Origin of the sequence: Streptococcus sp. CM6 (assembly GCF_000526095.1) — a bacterium.
GTDB classification, from domain to species: Bacteria; Bacillota; Bacilli; order Lactobacillales; family Streptococcaceae; genus Streptococcus; species Streptococcus oralis_BW.
On the sequence record NZ_JATS01000018.1, the window covers coordinates 54,173 to 72,282 of the forward strand.

Sequence of the window (18,110 nt, forward strand, 5' to 3'; positions counted from 1 at the left end):
CTATGACTTGGAAGATTGTGGCTGACTCTGGTTGTGATTATCGTCAACTGGCAACTCCTGCTATTGATACTGAATTTGTTAGTGTTCCTTTAACCATTCAAGTAGCTGATCAGGTCTTTATCGATGATGCCAATCTCGACATTGACCACATGATGGAAACCATGAATGCGACTTCTGAGGCTTCAAAATCAGCTTGTCCTAGCCCTGATGATTACTTGCGTGCATTTGAAGGTGCAAAGCATATCTTTGTCGTTACCATTACTGGTACTCTTTCAGGTAGCCATAATAGTGCTCAGCTCGCTAAGAACATCTACCTTGAAGAACACCCTGACACTCAGATTCATGTGATTGATAGTTTATCTGCTGGTGGGGAAGTTGACCTAATTGTAGAAAAAATCAATGACTTGATTGATCAAGGACTTTCTTTTGAAGAAATTGTTGAAGCTATTACAGCCTACCAAAAAAAAACGAAGTTACTCTTTGTTCTTGCTAAAGTTGATAACTTAGTCAAAAATGGCCGTTTGAGTAAGCTTATCGGTGCAGTTGTTGGCCTTCTCAACATCCGTATGGTTGGGGAAGCAAGTGAAACTGGAACCCTAGAACTACTCCAGAAAGCGCGTGGACCAAAAAAATCTCTTCAAGCAGCCTATGAAGAACTCATCAAAGCTGGCTATGCTGGTGGTCGAATTGTCATGGCTCATCGCAGTAATGAAAAATTCTGTCAGCAATTGTCAGAACGCTTGCTAGAAACCTTCCCGCAAGCGGATATCAAAATCATCCCGACGTCTGGTCTCTGCAGTTTCTATGCGGAAGATGGCGGTTTGTTGATGGGATATGAAATTAACTAAGATTATGAGCAACAAGAGATGCCAAGCATCTCTTGTTTTTTGTGGTACAATAGAGCTATGAAACATTTTGATACTATTGTCATCGGTGGTGGACCTGCTGGCATGATGGCTACAATTTCCAGTAGCTTTTATGGTCAAAAAACTCTTCTCATCGAAAAAAATCGAAAACTTGGCAAAAAATTAGCTGGAACGGGCGGTGGTCGTTGTAATGTGACCAACAATGGAACTTTAGATGACCTAATGGCTGGAATTCCTGGTAACGGGCGCTTTCTATACAGTGTATTTTCCCAGTTTGATAACCACGATATTATCAACTTTTTTACGGAAAATGGTGTTAAACTTAAGGTCGAGGACCACGGACGCGTCTTTCCTGCTAGTGACAAGTCTCGGACCATTATCGAGACGCTAGAAAAGAAAATCACTGAACTTGGTGGTCAAGTTGCTACTCAAACAGAAATTGTTTCGGTTAAAAAGATAGACGACCAGTTTGTCCTTAAATCCGCAGACCAAACCTTCACTTGCGATAAACTCATTGTCACAACTGGTGGAAAATCCTATCCTTCTACTGGCTCGACTGGTTTCGGTCATGAGATTGCCCGTCATTTTAAACATACCATTACCGAGCTTGAAGCTGCTGAGAGCCCATTGTTGACTGATTTTCCACACAAAGCGCTTCAGGGGATTTCACTAGACGATGTGACCTTAAGCTATGGCAAGCATGTCATCACCCACGATTTGCTCTTTACCCACTTTGGTCTATCCGGTCCCGCTGCCCTACGCATGTCTAGCTTTGTCAAGGGCGGAGAGGTTCTTTCACTCGATGTTTTACCTCAGCTTTCTGAGAAGGACTTGGTTGCATTTCTAGAAGAAAATCGGGAAAAATCCTTGAAAAATGCTTTAAAAACTTTGCTTCCAGAACGCTTGGCTGAATTTTTGGTGCAAGGCTATCCTGAAAAAGTCAAACAACTGACTGAAAAGGAACGCGAGCAACTTGTCCAATCTATCAAGGATCTCAAAATTCCTGTCACTGGTAAAATGTCATTGGCTAAGTCCTTTGTCACCAAAGGAGGCGTCAGTCTCAAGGAAATCAATCCCAAAACTCTGGAAAGCAAACTCGTTCCTGGGCTCCACTTTGCTGGCGAGGTACTGGATATCAATGCTCACACGGGTGGCTTTAACATCACTTCTGCCCTCTGCACCGGATGGGTAGCAGGAAGTCTCCATTATGATTAAAAAATCAAAGGTTATGAAGAATGAATAGAAGAGAATCAGTTGAATTTGTCAACATGTGCATGATTCAAAACGGAGATAAGGTTCTGGTCCAAGACAGAGTGAGCCCTGACTGGCCTGGTATTACTTTTCCTGGTGGTCATGTTGAACGTGGCGAATCCTTTGTCGATGCTGTCGTTCGTGAAGTGAAAGAAGAAACTGGTCTGACCATTTCCAAACTCCAACTCTGTGGTATCAAAAACTGGTACGATGACAAGGATTATCGTTATGTCGTCCTTTTTTACAAGACAGAACACTTTACTGGTGAACTCCAGTCTTCAGACGAAGGGAAAGTTTGGTGGGAAGATTTTGACAATCTGTCTCATCTAAAACTTGCAACCGATGATATGTCTGATATGCTTCGTGTATTTCTAGAAGAAGATCTCAGTGAATTCTTTTACTACAAAGACGGTGACGACTGGCTTTATGATTTGAAGTAAAAAATAGGCTAGGAAATTCCTAGCCTATTTATTCTGCATTTGTCTGAACGTAAGTTGCAATAACATCTGATGTGTACTGGGCTGTTCCAGCTCCAAATTTGTCAATGTTTTCCTTAAACTCTTGGTTATAGACGTAGCCTTTACCGATATGGCCAAATACCTCTATAGAGCAGTCAAACCCATAAGTACGAAGGGCTTGCAAGAGCTTAGCTGCTTGCTCTTGGTTTTCGGCCGCTGTTGCAGCTAGTCCATTTTTAAGGTTTTGAGCCAAAGCTTGAAAAACTTGGTTAAAGGCAGCCGTAGCCTCATCTTCTCTACCACTTTGGCGTTCGAGAGCCTGGTCCATGACTTCTTGTCCATACTTCTCTACCGCCTCTTGGTGGTATTTTTGATGGTCTTGGTAGTTAAATCCAGTGAATTTTTCCTCAATCGTCATTTTTCTTTCTCCTTTTTGTTCTTGAATGGTTTTTTGCAAGGTGGAAATCAAGGTATCCAGGTGTTGCCTTTCCCGAGTTAGATAGTCCAACTGTCTGGTCAAATGGGGCAATAAATCTGTCCTTTCTTCCTTTAACAGCTCTGCTATTTTTTCTAAAGAAAAGCCTAGATATTTATAATACAGAATGACCTGAAGTCGTTCCAAATCCTCCTGACTATAGGTTCGATAGCCGTTTTCCGACTTTAAGGGAACCAAGAGCCCTATCTTATCGTAGTGGTGCAGGGTCTTGACAGAGACACCTGAAAGCTGCGCAGCTTCTTTTATATGGTACATGATTTCCTCCTTACAAAGATAGTATAACCCCTCCCCTTAGGTCAGAGTCAAGCGTTTTTGCGAAAAATTTTTAACTTTTTGAGAAAGGTGTGAAAACTTGAAAATGGTTTTCTTGACAGACCTTAGAAAACATGATAGGATAGTCAAGTCTATCAATCAAACAGAAAGCTCATAAAGAGCCATTGAGAGAAGGCTATTTGACAACTCAAGTAGCCTTTTCTTATTTTAAAAAAGAGACTGGAGTTTCAACTATGTCAGAAAAATCGCAATGGGGCTCGAAACTGGGCTTTATCCTAGCATCTGCCGGTTCAGCCATCGGACTTGGTGCCGTTTGGAAATTTCCCTATATGACTGCTGCAAATGGCGGTGGAGGCTTTTTACTGGTCTTTCTCATTTCCACTATTTTAATCGGTTTCCCGCTCCTGCTGGCTGAGTTTGCCCTTGGTCGTAGTGCTGGCGTTTCCGCTATCAAAACCTTTGGAAAACTGGGGAACAATAGCAAGTACAACTTTATCGGTTGGATTGGTGCCTTTGCCCTCTTTATCCTTCTCTCCTTTTACAGTGTCATCGGAGGTTGGATTCTGGTTTATCTGGGTATTGAGTTTGGGAAATTGTTCCAACTTGGTGGAACGGGTGATTATGCTCAGTTATTTACTTCAATCATTTCAAATCCAGCCATTGCCCTAGGAGCTCAAGCAACCTTTATCTTATTGAATATCTTTATTGTATCACGTGGGGTTCAAAAAGGGATTGAAAGAGCTTCGAAAGTCATGATGCCGCTGCTCTTTATCATCTTTGTCGTGATCATTGGGCGCTCTCTCAGCTTGCCAAACGCCATGGAAGGGGTTCTCTACTTCCTCAAACCAGACTTTTCAAAACTAACTAGCGCTGGTCTCCTTTATGCTCTGGGACAATCTTTCTTTGCCCTCTCACTAGGGGTGACAGCCATGCTGACCTATGCATCCTACTTGGACAAGAAAACCAATCTGGTCCAGTCAGGGATTTCCATCGTAGCCATGAACATCTCGGTATCCATCATGGCGGGACTAGCTATTTTCCCAGCCATGTCAGCCTTCAATATCCAGTCTGAAGGGGGACCAAGCCTGCTGTTTATCGTCTTGCCTCAACTCTTTGACAAGATGCCTTTTGGAACTATTTTCTACATTCTTTTCCTCTTGCTCTTCCTCTTTGCGACGGTCACTTCTTCTGTCGTGATGCTGGAAATCAATGTGGGCAATATCACCAATCAGGACAACAGCAAGCGTGGCAAATGGAGTGCTATTTTAGGGATTTTAACCTTTGTCTTTGGCATTCCTTCAGCCCTATCTTACGGTGTTATGGCGGATGTTCACATCTTTGGGAAGACCTTCTTTGACGCTATGGACTTCTTGGTTTCCAATCTCCTCATGCCATTTGGAGCTCTCTGCCTGTCACTTTTTACAGGCTACATCTTTAAGAAGGCTCTTGCTAAGGAGGAACTCCATCTTGATGAAAGAGCATGGAAACAAGGACTTTTCCAAGTCTGGCTCTTCCTCCTTCGTTTCATCATTCCTATTATCATCGTTGTGGTTTTTATCGCCCAATTTATGTAATCAAAAAGGACTTGAGTAATAAGCTCAGGCCCTTTCTTTTTTATGGATGGCTAACAATCAATTCCAAGCCTTGGCCTTCTAAAGTCCAAGCTTCGACATCACTTGGTAGAATAAAGTGGCTACCTTTTTGGATTGGATAGTTTATCCCATCAACAGACAGTTGACCCTGACCAGCCAAGACACTCAACAAGCTGTAGTCAGCTGTCTTTTCAAAGTCAACTTTGCCAGTGATTTCCCACTTGTAAACTGCGAAGAAATCATTGGATACAAGGAGAGTGGAACGTAGATCATCTGCTTTGATAGTTACAGGACGGCTATTGGCAGGTTCTCCAATGTTTAAAACATCGATAGATTTTTCAAGGTGAAGTTCACGCAAGTTGCCCTTGTCGTCCTTACGGTCAAAGTCATAGACACGATAGGTGGTATCGCTAGACTGTTGCGTTTCAAGAATCAAGATACCTGCTCCAATAGCGTGCATGGTTCCGCTTGGTACATAGAAGAAATCACCAGCCTTGACAGGGACTTTTGTTAATAAACCATCCCAGTCTTTAGCTTCGATTTGCTGGCGGAGTTCTTCTTTAGACTTGGCATTATGACCATAGATAATCTCTGAACCTTCATCCGCAGCGATGATGTACCAGCACTCTGTTTTTCCAAGTTCGCCTTCGTGCTCTAGTCCATAGGCATCGTCTGGATGAACTTGGACACTGAGCCAATCGTTGGCATCGAGTATCTTGGTCAAGAGTGGAAATACAGGTTCTGGACGATTGCCAAACAATTCACGGTGTTCCGCATACAATGTAGCTAGGTCTGTTCCTTCAAAGCGACCATTAGCGACCTTTGAAACCCCATTTGGGTGAGCTGAGATAGCCCAGTATTCCCCGATTTTTTCACTTGGAATATCGTAACCAAACTCATCACGTAGCTTGGTTCCACCCCAGATTTTTTCTTGCATAACTGATTGTAAAAATAATGGTTCTGACATGTCGATCTCCTGTCTGATTTTTCTCCCCTCATTATAGCAAAAAAAGAGTTCGAATTGAACTCTTTTTCAGATCTTATAAAGTAGGGAGAAGATTTTGTAAAAATAGTAACGAAACAATCTTTTACTTGATGGAGGAAACCCTAAAGCAGCAGGCAGAAAGCTCGCTGTCAACGGCTGTTTTCCTCAACTCGCCTTAAAATTTTTCACTTAAGACTATATTTCGCTAAAAAAAGACTAAAAACCAGTCTCTTTTGTTCCTTTTAAATCAAAGCTGTGATAGCCGTTACTAGGCCAAAAACGATACCCGGTGCATTAGCAGCCGCAAGTGGAATATCTCTTTCTTTCTTGAAAAGACCGTAGTAAACCCAAAGACTACAGTTAATGGCTGCGACCAAGGGTTGGATGAAGTTTCCTTTTTGACCAGCCAGGTTGTTCATGATTTGTGGGAAGTAAGACACATACATCATAACGGACATGAAGGTCGCTACCCAGCCCAAAATTTTCATTTGTTTTTCAGACATTTTCAAAACTTCTTTCATTTTTATGAATCATATTTTATAATCTTTCTTCAAAACAATCAAGACTTTGAAACTTTTGTTATGAAGATGTAAACTATCACAATCTTATGATAAAGTCCTCTTCAGATTGAAGAAAAAGTCCATTTTGGTCAATTTTTTTCAATCAAAAGAACAATCTTTTTAATAGCTGACAAGGTTGAGCTACGTTCTGTTCATTTATATCCCCAAGTTCTACTTTACACCTAGTTAAAGATTGCACTCTCATAATTTATTAGAGTGGACCTATATTTATTTTAATTTCCCAGAAAATTTCACTTCATCAGGTGCCATGATATAACGATTAACAGCAACTTCTTCGCCACTTAAAATATAATAAAATCTTGGGCTATTCACTCCATGAGTTATAGCAATCTTATACAAAGATTTATTTAACGCCCTAATAACCGTTCTAAGTTCTTTTTCTGAGTAAGAGTCATTGTTTTCAGTCAGAATAATTCTTATACCCGGAGTTACTGAAGTTTTTTCCATCTCAAGTAAACTATAGCCTGCCTCTGTATTTACAGTGTCAACTGAATCCTTTATAGCATCATAGTATTTTTCTAAGTCTATCTTTTTAGTTACAGATTGCTCAGATTTTGTTGACAAATCAGATGATGATTCTGGTGGAACTGATTGATTTGAGCTTAAAGAATCTTTTTCTTCAAGCTTAGCTTCAAGAGCCATTAAGTATCTCTCACTATTCTTCTCTACAACCTCAACAACAAATTTAGTTGTTTTTTCCCCCTCAAGTTGTTCAGCAAGACTATTTGATACTTGTACTCTTATAAAAGAAAATTCTTTTATTTCAATTTCAGTAAAACCATCAATATACGGAGAAGTTCGCCATTCAGATCTTTTAGGAAGTTTTAAAGAAAACCGGTATTTTTGCCCTATTTTAGTTCTATCTTTAAGAAGATAATAATCTAGATTCTCCAATTCTTTATTTGTAGCATCAATTATGGCGTAATTGCTTGTGGCACTTGATGTAGAACTTTCCACAATAGTATTAGAAGAGACAACATTACCATTTGATACATGATTATCTTTTATTTTTGATAAAATAACAACGGTAAGAATAATCATAATCAAAAAAAGGAGGGCTGTAATTATAAACAGTTTCTCTTTAGACACTAAATACTTATTTAACTTTCTATTATTAACAATTTTAGAATGTTCTTCATTGTTACGGGACATACTCCCAATCTCCTTCAAAATTTTTTATATTTAGAATAAATCTCATTTACATTATATCATACAAATAGTTTAAATTTATGGGGACTTGAAAATATTATTATTAGTTAGATAAAAATAATATTTAAGACTGTTTAAATATCAGTAACACGTAGTTCTTTCTTTATAATTGTTATTTTAAATCTTTGTTTGGTCATGAAAATTTGTTCTATTCTTTAGAAAATCTTGAAATATAAATAACAACTGAAAAATTTCCTCAATATGAAATTCCTTCATAAAAAGACCGGATTGCTCCGATCTTTTTAAGTTCCGCTCTAAGAATGTTTAAATTTTTAGATAAAAAATTTGATAATAGAATTACCTACTTCATACGATAAAAATCAATCACCAAACCAGCTGGACCTTTTACAAGCAAGGATTCCGTTCCCCAATCAGTTACAGCCGGACCGTGTAAAATCTCGACACCAAGCTCTTTCAATCGTCGATAGTTCTGGTCTACATCCTCAACCTCGATATGAAGAATGATTCCTGACTGAAAGTTTTCCAAAGAAATCAAATGTTTCTCTGACAACATAAGACAATGACTGCCAATCGTGAACTGAGCAAAACTGTCATCAACATAATCGGCTTTTTTATTCAAAATACGCTCCAAGTCAGCACAGACTTGAGGAACATCTGAAACGATAATATCTAATTGATTTAAATTCATTTACTATCCTCCAGAAAAAGACCGGATTACTCCGATCTTTTCAAGTTCGACTCTTGAAAATCAAAGAATAAAATCTTCAATGTTTACTTTTGATTTTCGATGAGAGAAATTATTTGATTGCGCGTGATTGCAATCCTTCTTCTTCCAAGAAGAGGCGGAATGGTACGAGTTCTTCTGCTTCGTATTTTTCCTTGAAGGCTTTGATTGCTTCTTCTGAGTGTTGTTTTGGATCGAGTTCAAGTACTTCTACTGGAAGTGGACGATGTTGAGAGATGCGAGCATCGATCACAACAGTTTTACCTTCTTTGTTCAATTTAACAGCTTCTGCAACAACTGCATCGATATCTTCGATACGGTCAACTGTAAATCCTACAGCACCTTGCGCTTCAGCGATTTTCGCATAGTCAGCATTAGGGAAGTCACAACCAAACAAGTGTTTGTTTGTGTCTTCGTATTTGTCCTTGATGAAGGCATATTTACCATTTGAGAAGACAACGTTGATAACTGGAAGGTCGTATTGAACGTTTGTGATAACGTCTGGGTAGCACATGTTGAATGCACCGTCACCCATGATGTTCCATACTTGGCGATCTGGATTGTCTTTCTTAGCAGCGATACCACCAGGAAGGGCAATACCCATTGTCGCAAAGAGTGGAGATGTACGCCACATGTTCTTAGGTGTCATGTGAAGGTGACGAGTAGATGTTTGAGTAGTGTCACCTACGTCGATTGAGTAGATAGCGTCTTGATCAGCATGTTTGTTGATTGCATTGTAAACTTGGTACAATTGCAATTCACCCTCAGTTTTACCTTCGAGTTTGTTCATGTAATCACGCCAGTTTTGGTTGTTCTTCACGTTTGCACGCCACCATGGAGTAGATTCTACTGGGTTTACTTTATCAAGGATTGCTTTCGCTGCTTGACCTGCATCACCAAGGATAGAAGCGTCAAGGGCATGACGTTTACCAAGTTTGTATGGATCGATATCGACTTGGATGAATTTTTCAGTGTTCTTGAAGGCTTCGTAAACTTCAGCAAATGGGAAGTTTGAACCAAGGAAAAGAACTGTGTCTGCTTCAAAGACCACTTCGTTGGCTGGTTTCCAACCAACACGGTAAGCAGAACCTGTCAAACCTTCGTAGTTCCATTCAAAAGCTTCAAAGTTTTTACCAGTTGTGATGATTGGTGCTTTGATTTTACGTGACAATTCAGTAATCACTTCACCAGCTTTAACACCACCGTAACCAGCGTAGATAACTGGGCGTTCAGCATTGTTCAAGATTTCAACAGCTTTGTCGATTTCAACTTCGTTCAAGGCAGGAGCGATGAATGAACGTTCGTATGAACCTGAACCATAGTATGAGTTTTCGTCGATTTCTTGGAAACCGAAGTTTACTGGGATTTCAACAACAGCTGGACCTTTTTTAGAAACTGCAGCACGGCAAGCTTCGTCGATTACTTTTGGCAATTGCTCAGCGTAAGCTACACGTTTGTTGTAGACAGCGATACCGTTGTACATTGGGTTTTGGTTCAATTCTTGGAAGGCATCCATGTTGAGTTCGTTAACTGGACGTGATCCAAGGATAGCAAGGAATGGAGTGTTATCCATAGCTGCATCGTAAACACCGTTAATCAAGTGAGTCGCACCTGGACCACCTGAACCAACTGCAACCCCGATTGAGCCACCGAATTTAGCTTGCATGACCGCTGCAAGAGCACCTGTTTCTTCATGGCGAACTTGCAAGAAGCGGATATCTTTGTCTTCAGCCAAAGCGTCCATCAATGAGCTGAGTGTTCCTGATGGGATACCGTAGATTGTGTCTACGCCCCATGTTTTCAATACGTTGAGCATTGCTGCAGATGCAGTAATTTTCCCTTGAGTCATAATGATAACTCTCCTTCAAATATTTTTAAAATTTGATTCATCCGTTTTCATATACTAATTGGAAACGTTTCAGCAAATTTTTACTCTACTACTTTACCACATTTGTTTTGGGTCTCCTAAGAATGTGCTCAGAAATTTTTATTCTCTATTACAGTACAGTTTGAAAACGTTTTTAGTTTCTGTTTTATAATAATACTCAATGAAAATCAAAGAGCAAACTAGGAAGCTAGCCGCAGGCTGTACTTGAGTACGGTAAGGCGACGCTGACGTGGTTTGAATTTGATTTTCGAAGAGTATAAAAAGCGAGCAAGCTCGCTTTTAGTCTATTTTACTAAAGTTTAGCATGAGTGAACTGGTCAAAACAGATACAGAACTAAAGGCCATGGCAAGACCTGCCAGTTCTGGATTGAGGGCCAGTCCAACACCTGAAAAAACTCCTGCTGCTATCGGAATTCCGACGACATTGTAGATAAAGGCCCAGAAAAGATTGAGCAGAATACGGTTAAAGGTTTTCTTACTCATGTCAAAGGCACGAACCACTCCTAGGAGGTTATTGGTTGTTAACACCAAATCTGCTGACTCGATGGCGATATCGGTTCCAGCACCCATGGCAATTCCCACATCTGCTACACTGAGGGCTGGCGCATCATTAATACCATCCCCAACAAAGGCTACTTTGCCAGACTCTTGTAGTTTATGGATTTCATGGGCTTTTTCTTCTGGCAAAACACCTGCAATGACCTCTTCAATACCAATCTGATCGGCAATAGCACGCGCTACACCTGCATTATCTCCTGTCAGCATGACTGTTTTAAGACCACGTTTTTTCAACTGACTGATGGCCAGCTTGGCATTTCCCTTGGGAATGTCTTGCAAAGCAAGCAAACCTTTGATTTCATTGTCCACAGCCAAGAAAACAACTGTCTTAGCTTCTTTTTCTAGTTCTTCTAGTTTTTCTTGATAAGCGCTAGAAATATCCATACTATCCAGCATTTTAGCATTTCCAAGCAGAACTTGTTTTCCAGCTATTTGCCCTGAAACACCTTTTCCATGCAAGGCTTGGAAATTTTCAACAGTTTGAAGCTCAAGTCCTGCTTCACTCGCCCGTTTGACAATGGCTTGAGCCAATGGGTGTTGAGAGGATTCTTCTAAGGAAGCTGCCAAGCCAAGTACTTCATTCTCATCGCCAATGATATCTATGACCACTGGTTTTCCTTCCGTCAAAGTCCCTGTCTTATCAAACACAATAGTTTGGACTTTCTGAATTTCCTGTAAGACTGTTCCATTTTTGAGAAGAACCCCCATTTTGGCACTGCGTCCTGTCCCTACCATAAGAGCTGTCGGTGTTGCAAGACCCAAGGCACAAGGGCAGGCAATAATCAAAACCGCAACTCCATAGAGAAGAGAAGACACAAAGCTAGCTCCAAGCACGACTACACTATCCCTGAGCAAGACGAACCAAACCCAAAAGGTCACGATTCCTAAAATGACAACTGCTGGGACAAAAATCCCTGAAATCTTATCCGTCAAGTCCTGAATCGGTGCGCGACTGGTTTGGGCTTTCTTCACAAAATCCACAATCTGTGCCAAAACAGTCTCTGAACCAACTTTTTCTGCCCTAAAAACAAGCGTTCCGCTATTATTGATGGTGGAGCCAATGACGGTATCTCCAACTGTTTTGTCTACCGGCAAGCTCTCACCTGTCACCATGGATTCGTCAATACTAGAGACACCTTCTACTACGACCCCATCAACTGCAATCTTTTCACCGGGCCGCACTCGAATCAGGTCACCTACCTTGACTTGGTCCAAGGGGACTTGAACATAGCTATCCTCACGCAAGACTTCCGCTGTTTTAGCCTGCAAATCCAGTAGTTTCTCCACAGCTTGGGAAGTATTTTTCCTCATTTTCTCTTCAAAAACTGCCCCCAAAAGAACGAAGAAGAGGATAAATCCAGCACTTTCAAAGTAGACAGGGAGCCCAGCGAAGAGGGCAACTAAACTATAGAAATAGGCCACTAGAGTTCCCAAAGCAACCAAGGTATCCATGTTGGCATTGTGTTTTTTAAAGCTGGCCCAAGCACTCTGAATATAAGGACCACCTGCTACTAACATAATAGGCGTTGTGGCTAGAAAGGTTCCCCAATGCATGACTTGGTGACTGATACTACCTGTCAACATCCCAATCATGAGAATCACAAGAGGCACAGTAAAGATACTAGTAATCCAAAAACGCTGTAAAAGTGATAAAGATTTTCGAGTCTTCTCAACAACTGTATAACTGCCCTTTTGCATTTTCATTCCACATGAGAATTCATGCTCACCCAACTCTTGAGGTGTAAAACGAATGACCTTTTCCTCGTCTACTCCGATTGGTTCCAAGATTCCTTCTTCTTCAAAAAGAATTTCCTTGTAACAGTTTGAAGGGGTGGCACGGTGAAAGGTAATTTCCGCCGGAATCCCTTTCTGAAGCTGGATATGGGCTGGATGATATCCTTTTTCAGCTGTGATATGGATTTTTTGAATGCCATTTTCCAGGCTTGCTTTCACAATTTCTGTCATAATGTTCTCCTACTCTACAATCATCTTGCCGTGCATCATGTTCATACCACAAGCAAAGCCAAACTCTCCAGCTTGCTCAGGCGTGATTTCCACTACATACTCTTCCCCCATTGGCAGGTCAGCATGCACACCGAAGTCTGGAAAAACAATTTGGTCCAGACAGGGTGAAGGATCCTTGCGGTCAAAGACAATACGTGCTGGCACTGATTTCTTGAGGATAATCAACTCAGGAGTATAGCCTCCCATGACTTCCACTCGAATCTCTTGATAGCCCTTTTTTTGCTGGGCCTTTTGTCCAGATTTTTCAGGCTTTTTAAAAAACCAAAACAAGATAAACGCGATAAGGGCAATACAAACAATGGTTACAATACTATTTAACATGACGTCTCCTTTACATACAATTACATTTTACTTCAGCAACTGCACTAGCTTTTTTCTCAGAAATCACAGCTTCCAAGTCTGCCAAATCAGCCTGAGTGAAATCACATTCCGCAATCAAGTCAGCCACCAACTGCTTCATCCTACGAGAACAAACCTTGTCCTTGATATCTCGGACAAGCAGGTCTCGGCTTTGGTCTAAAGTTAAAAGGGCTGAATAGACAAAGGACTTGCCCTCTTTTTTCCTAGTCAGGCACTCTTTCTCTACTAAGCGAGCCAAAAGAGTCTGAACCGTGGACTTGGACCAGTCAAACCGCTCCGCCAAAACCCTGATCAAATCCCTACTGGTCTGCTCCCCCTGCATCCAAATAATCTTCATGACCTGCCATTCTGCATCTGAAATCTGCATCAGCACACCTCCAAAATCTACATTTGTCAATTACAATTATCAGTATACCTCCAAAATCTACATTTGTCAACTATAATTTTTATTATTTTTTCGAAAAATAGAATTCTAATCATGTAACGAGAGATTTGCAGTCAAATTTTACTATATAAACTATAAAAATATGCTATACTGAAGAAAAAAGAAAACAACCGCTAGGGGTGCGTAAAGCTGAGATTAACGACTGTTAGATCCCTTTGACTCAATCTAGGTAATGCTAGCTGATGGAAGTGGAAATGATAATGAGGACTAGCTGGTCTTCTATTGCTTTCCTGAAACAGACTAGCTTGTTCTTAAGAATACAAACTTCAGTTGGTTGGGAGGTTTTAGATGACTTATTTACCCGTTGCTCTAACTATTGCAGGGACTGACCCTAGTGGCGGTGCTGGCATTATGGCTGATTTAAAGTCATTCCAAGCTAGAGATGTCTATGGAATGGCCGTTGTGACCAGTCTTGTCGCTCAAAATACCAGAGGCGTTCAGCTAATAGAGCACGTCTCCAACCAAATGCTGGAAGCTCAATTGGATAGTGTCTTTTCAGATATCAAGCCTCAGGCTGTAAAAACTGGGATGTTGGCAACTACTGAGATCATGGAGATCATCCAACCCTACCTTAAAAAGCTAGACTGTCCCTATGTGCTTGACCCTGTTATGGTCGCTACGAGTGGGGACACCCTGATTGATTCCAGTGCCAGAGACTACCTAAAAACAAATCTGCTTCCCCTTGCAACCATTATCACTCCCAATCTTCCTGAAGCAGAAGAGATTGTTGGTTTTTCGATTCATGACCCAGAAGACATGCAGCGTGCTGGTCGCCTGATTTTAAAAGAATTTGGTCCTCAGTCCGTTGTTATCAAAGGTGGTCATCTGGAAGGTGGTGCCAAGGATTTCCTTTTTACCAAGGAGGAGCAATTTGTCTGGGAAAGTCCAAGAATTCAAACCTGTCACACCCATGGTACCGGATGTACCTTTGCTGCTGTGATTACGGCTGAACTAGCCAAGGGCAGAAGTCTTTATCAGGCAGTGGATAAGGCCAAGGCCTTTATCACAAAAGCCATCCAAGACGCTCCTCAACTCGGACATGGTTCTGGGCCAGTCAATCATACAACTTTTAAAGATTAAGAAAAAAACTCTCTAGCTCCTACTTTAAGGGAATTAGAGAGTTTTTGATTAGGAAACAATGTCATCTAGCTTTGTTAAAAAGGCTTGTGTTTTTGCCTCAATATCTTCTGCCTGCATCAAATCACGTACGACAGCTACTCCAGCTATACCCGTGCCGATAAGTTGGTCAATATTCTCTGACGTCAAGCCTCCGATAGCAACTACTGGAATGGCGACCGTTTGGCAAATTGTTTTCAAGGTTGAAATCAGAGTGATAGGAGGATTTTCTTTGGTCGTAGTCGGGAAAATGGCTCCTGTTCCCAAGTAATCCGCACCCGATGTTTCTGCTTCGAGAGCTCTTTTAACTGTTTTAGCAGTGACACCGAGGATCTTTTCAGGACCCAAGACTTTGCGGGCAACCGAAACTGGTAGTTCATCGTCGCCAATATGCAAACCTGCAGCATCGACTGCTAGACAAACATCCAAACGATCATCGATAATCAAGGGGACCTGATAGGCATCTGTAATTTCCTTGACTTGTTTTGCCAGTTGATAGTATTGATTGGTGGTGAGATTTTTTTCTCGTAGTTGGATGATGGTAACACCTGAACGGCAGGCTGTCTCAACTTTTTCAAGAAAGCTTTCCAAGGAATCTTGGTAGCGATTGGTTACTAGATACAGTTTAAGTACTTTTCTATTCATAAAAGTCTCCTTTGATGGCTTCTAGCCAATTTTCGTCTCTTCTTAGGAGAGAGAGTTGATTGAGAACTTGGTAACGAAAATCTTCCAATCCCATTCCTTGAACAAATATTTTCTCAGCAGAGATATTGAGATAAGAGACCGCTAGGCAAGAAGCTTCAAAGGCAGTCCTTCCTTGGCTGAGAAAAACGGCTGTCAAGGCACCAACCAAGTCTCCTGTCCCTGTTATCCAGTCCAATTCTGCACAGCCATTCCTCAATACAGCAACTTGATTTTCTGAAACGATGAGGTCCTTGGGACCCGTGACTAAGAATGACATACCAGGATAAAGCTGACACCAGTCCTTCAAGGCTTGAAGCAGATCCTCAGTTTCTTGATCTTTAGCACTAGCATCAACCCCAACTCCGTGGTGCTTTAAACCAACAAGACTCCGTATTTCCGACATATTTCCTTTAAGGACCGTGGGCTTGTATTCTAAAAGATCTCTGACTAGTCCCTTACGAATGGGAGATGCCGCTACGCCAACCGCATCTACCACCATTGGGAGACAAGCTTGGTTTGCATAAGAAGCTGCCATACGAATTGCTTTCTCCTTCTCGGCTGACAAATGCCCCAAATTTATGAAAAGAGCCTGGCTTTGCTTAGTAAAATCAAGAACCTCACAAGGGTCATCTGCCATGACTGGTTTGCATCCCAGAGCCAAAATGCCATTAGCCAGCATCTCACAAGAAATCTCATTGGTAATGCAGTGAATCAAGGAACTGGTTGCCAGAGGGAAAGGATTTGTCAATTTCTGCATCAGTCTATCCTTTCTCCAAAGAAATATCCTTGTACTTTTTTAAAGAATTCCTGCTTGATTAAAAATCGAAAGGCGAGGAAAGCTATGGCTGTACCAATCAAGGTCGCTCCAAAAAATCGCGGAGTATAGATAAACCAGCTGAGCTTTGCCGCAGATCCCGTAAAGAGAACCATGACAGGATAGGAAACAATGGATCCGATAATCCCTGTTCCCAGAATCTCTCCAAGGGCAGAATAGTGAAATTTTCGACCGTACTTATAAAAGAGACCTGCAAGGAGGGCTCCAAAAGTAGCTCCTGTTAGGGCCAAAGGCGGAATGCCTTGAGTAGACATACGGATAAAGGCTGTGACAGTAGCCATGACTAAGGCATAAACAGGCCCCATCAAGATTCCTGCAAGAATGTTGACTACACTGGACATCGGTGCCATCCCTTCAATTCGAAAGATGGGTGTAAGAACTACGTCAAGAGCAATCATCATGGATAAAATGGTTAATTTGTGAACTTGAAGTTGGTGGTTTCTCATTTTCTATTTCTTCTCTTTTTCTAAGGACTGCAAATCACTCGTCCAGGTTTGGTGTTGGTAAGCCATCTCCCAAAACTTGGCTTCCATGTGGACACTTCGGTGGAAGGCCTCTAGCATTTTTTGTTTGTCTGTCTCGTTGCTTTCTCGATAGAGTTGATTGACTAGCGCTTCTTCCTCTTTAATCTGCTGTTCTAATTCATCGGTGATATAGGTTTCAATCCACTGCTGATAAAGAGGATTCGGGGATGGTTTGCGATTAAGTGCCTTGCCCAAATCATGGTATAACCAAGGACAAGGCAGCAAGCTCGCAAAAGCAATGCCCAAGTTTGGTTCTGCAAACTGTCGATAAATATGAGAAATGTAATGATAACAGGTTGGAGCGATTGGATGTTGCTCCATTTCCTGGTCACTGATTCCTAATTCCTTGAAAAATTGTTGGCGGATAAACAACTCACCATCCACTAGACTCTGGGCATTTTGTTTCAAGAGTCTTTTCATCTTTTCGTTTGAAGTCTTATCAGCCAAGAGGTGATAGGCTTCTGAAAAAGACTTCAGATAGTAGGCATCCTGAATCAGGTAATAGCGGAAAATAGAAGGTTCTAACGTTCCCTCTTGTAACTGTAAAACAAAGGGATGCTGAAAGGAAGCCTGCCAAGCTTCCCTGGATAATTCCATCGCAATATCTGTAAATTTCATAATAACTCCTTTATAGAAATAGACTGGTTTGAAGCAATAAAAAGAAAAGCAGGTAGATTAATTTTGTTTTTTTAGGAATATAAAAGGTCCGATAGCCATTCTCCAAATGAACATGTTCGTCATATCCATGTGCAGACAGGGCTCTCAAATAGAGATGGCGCCATCTAAAAACTGTCATCAGAACCTTACTGTAAATCAAGGGCGACCAAACATGCAGTTTTTGGCCACGCAGTAAGCAAGCTTCCTTGAGGGACTTGATCTCCTGCTGAATGAGGGGAAAGGAATTGAATACCACAATCAAGGCATAGGCCCAAGAACGCGATAACCCCTTTTGAGCCAAGTACAAGAGAAGCTCTTTTAGGGAAATACTAGAAACAAAGACAAGACCAATACAAACCGTCACAAAAGCTCTCGTTCCAAGTATCACTGCCTGCGAAGCATCCCCATGTAACTGAACTGCCCAGTAGTTGGCCAAAGATGGTAAAAGGGCGAGCACAAGCATCCAAGCCAACATTTTAAATCGACGGTAATAGAGCAAAAAGAGTATACAAAATGCAGCTACTAAAAGATTAAGAGCAATCGAAGGAATGAAAGATGTTTCCAAGGATAAAATTAGAAAGAAGAGGCTGATAACTGGTGTCTTGGTTGCTACTTTGATCAT

Annotated in this window: 19 protein-coding genes and 1 riboswitch; of the genes, 5 read left to right on the top strand and 14 right to left on the bottom strand. The window is 41.3% G+C overall.

All coding sequences use genetic code 11. The features are described from left to right. Positions 1 to 2: 2 nt before the first annotated feature. Genes HMPREF1516_RS04840 through HMPREF1516_RS04850 form a run of 3 tightly spaced genes read left to right on the top strand, consistent with a single transcriptional unit; the run spans position 3 to position 2,557 of the window. On the top strand, positions 3 to 848 hold the full coding sequence (locus HMPREF1516_RS04840; protein WP_033605917.1) for a DegV family protein: 846 nt from the start codon (positions 3 to 5) through the stop codon (positions 846 to 848). 57 nt (positions 849 to 905) lie between these two features. Next, complete coding sequence (locus HMPREF1516_RS04845; protein WP_000680071.1) at positions 906 to 2,081, top strand: NAD(P)/FAD-dependent oxidoreductase; 1,176 nt, start codon at positions 906 to 908, stop codon at positions 2,079 to 2,081. 20 nt (positions 2,082 to 2,101) lie between these two features. After that, a complete protein-coding gene (locus HMPREF1516_RS04850; RefSeq protein WP_033605918.1) occupies positions 2,102 to 2,557 on the top strand; it encodes an 8-oxo-dGTP diphosphatase in 456 nt (151 codons plus the stop codon). 28 nt (positions 2,558 to 2,585) lie between these two features. Here HMPREF1516_RS04850 and HMPREF1516_RS04855 read toward each other — a convergent pair whose 3' ends face one another. Then, positions 2,586 to 3,326 carry a MerR family transcriptional regulator gene (locus tag HMPREF1516_RS04855; RefSeq protein WP_000274788.1) on the bottom strand — a complete coding sequence of 247 codons (741 nt, stop codon included), beginning with the start codon at positions 3,324 to 3,326 and terminating at the stop codon, positions 2,586 to 2,588. 251 nt (positions 3,327 to 3,577) lie between these two features. Here HMPREF1516_RS04855 and HMPREF1516_RS04860 point away from each other — a divergent pair, with 251 nt between their 5' ends. Further along, positions 3,578 to 4,918, top strand: a complete 1,341-nt coding sequence (locus tag HMPREF1516_RS04860) for a sodium-dependent transporter (protein ID WP_033606049.1) — start codon at positions 3,578 to 3,580, stop codon at positions 4,916 to 4,918. 40 nt (positions 4,919 to 4,958) lie between these two features. Here HMPREF1516_RS04860 and manA read toward each other — a convergent pair whose 3' ends face one another. From manA to HMPREF1516_RS04900, 8 genes are all read right to left on the bottom strand, one after another. Next, positions 4,959 to 5,903 (bottom strand): mannose-6-phosphate isomerase, class I, encoded by a 945-nt coding sequence (manA, locus tag HMPREF1516_RS04865; protein ID WP_001294293.1) that lies wholly within the window; start codon positions 5,901 to 5,903, stop codon positions 4,959 to 4,961. 260 nt (positions 5,904 to 6,163) lie between these two features. Then, positions 6,164 to 6,424: a SemiSWEET family transporter gene (locus HMPREF1516_RS04870; RefSeq protein ID WP_001291473.1), complete on the bottom strand. Its 261-nt coding sequence runs from the start codon at positions 6,422 to 6,424 to the stop codon at positions 6,164 to 6,166. A gap of 285 nt (positions 6,425 to 6,709) precedes the next feature. Continuing rightward, the gene (locus tag HMPREF1516_RS10125) at positions 6,710 to 7,654 is read right to left on the bottom strand and encodes a hypothetical protein (protein ID WP_223326364.1); all 945 of its coding nucleotides are present in this window, start codon (positions 7,652 to 7,654) and stop codon (positions 6,710 to 6,712) included. Positions 7,655 to 8,012: 358 nt separating this feature from the next. Beyond that, positions 8,013 to 8,360, bottom strand: a complete 348-nt coding sequence (locus tag HMPREF1516_RS04880; protein ID WP_033605919.1) for a VOC family protein — start codon at positions 8,358 to 8,360, stop codon at positions 8,013 to 8,015. A 109-nt stretch (positions 8,361 to 8,469) separates the two neighbouring features. Beyond that, complete coding sequence (gene spxB / locus HMPREF1516_RS04885; protein ID WP_007520383.1) at positions 8,470 to 10,245, bottom strand: pyruvate oxidase; 1,776 nt, start codon at positions 10,243 to 10,245, stop codon at positions 8,470 to 8,472. A gap of 318 nt (positions 10,246 to 10,563) precedes the next feature. Beyond that, on the bottom strand, positions 10,564 to 12,807 hold the full coding sequence (locus HMPREF1516_RS04890) for a heavy metal translocating P-type ATPase (protein WP_033605921.1): 2,244 nt from the start codon (positions 12,805 to 12,807) through the stop codon (positions 10,564 to 10,566). A gap of 9 nt (positions 12,808 to 12,816) precedes the next feature. After that, on the bottom strand, positions 12,817 to 13,188 hold the full coding sequence (locus HMPREF1516_RS04895; protein WP_000935075.1) for a cupredoxin domain-containing protein: 372 nt from the start codon (positions 13,186 to 13,188) through the stop codon (positions 12,817 to 12,819). Positions 13,189 to 13,198: 10 nt separating this feature from the next. Next, positions 13,199 to 13,594 (bottom strand): CopY/TcrY family copper transport repressor, encoded by a 396-nt coding sequence (locus HMPREF1516_RS04900; RefSeq protein ID WP_001167184.1) that lies wholly within the window; start codon positions 13,592 to 13,594, stop codon positions 13,199 to 13,201. 183 nt (positions 13,595 to 13,777) lie between these two features. Continuing rightward, positions 13,778 to 13,876, top strand: a riboswitch (TPP riboswitch). Between the two features lie 84 nt (positions 13,877 to 13,960). Here HMPREF1516_RS04900 and thiD point away from each other — a divergent pair. Next, positions 13,961 to 14,752 carry a bifunctional hydroxymethylpyrimidine kinase/phosphomethylpyrimidine kinase gene (gene thiD, locus HMPREF1516_RS04905; RefSeq protein WP_000221720.1) on the top strand — a complete coding sequence of 264 codons (792 nt, stop codon included), beginning with the start codon at positions 13,961 to 13,963 and terminating at the stop codon, positions 14,750 to 14,752. A 48-nt stretch (positions 14,753 to 14,800) separates the two neighbouring features. On the opposite strand, the gene thiE is transcribed toward thiD, so the two are convergent. Genes thiE through HMPREF1516_RS04930 form a run of 5 tightly spaced genes read right to left on the bottom strand, consistent with a single transcriptional unit; the run spans position 14,801 to position 18,110 of the window. Next, positions 14,801 to 15,433: a thiamine phosphate synthase gene (gene thiE / locus HMPREF1516_RS04910; RefSeq protein WP_033605922.1), complete on the bottom strand. Its 633-nt coding sequence runs from the start codon at positions 15,431 to 15,433 to the stop codon at positions 14,801 to 14,803. Next, positions 15,426 to 16,229, bottom strand: a complete 804-nt coding sequence (locus tag HMPREF1516_RS04915) for a hydroxyethylthiazole kinase (RefSeq protein WP_001170978.1) — start codon at positions 16,227 to 16,229, stop codon at positions 15,426 to 15,428. Before HMPREF1516_RS04915 ends, thiE begins: the two co-directional genes overlap by 8 nt. Next, positions 16,229 to 16,753 (bottom strand): energy coupling factor transporter S component ThiW, encoded by a 525-nt coding sequence (gene thiW / locus HMPREF1516_RS04920; protein ID WP_001244055.1) that lies wholly within the window; start codon positions 16,751 to 16,753, stop codon positions 16,229 to 16,231. The genes HMPREF1516_RS04915 and thiW overlap by 1 nt, the downstream gene beginning before the upstream one ends. Before the next feature lie 3 nt (positions 16,754 to 16,756). Continuing rightward, entirely contained in the window at positions 16,757 to 17,449 is a 693-nt protein-coding gene (gene tenA, locus HMPREF1516_RS04925) for a thiaminase II (RefSeq protein ID WP_000673065.1), read from the bottom strand. A gap of 10 nt (positions 17,450 to 17,459) precedes the next feature. Continuing rightward, positions 17,460 to 18,110, bottom strand: coding sequence for an energy-coupling factor transporter transmembrane component T (locus HMPREF1516_RS04930; protein WP_033605923.1), 651 nt, complete (start codon positions 18,108 to 18,110; stop codon positions 17,460 to 17,462).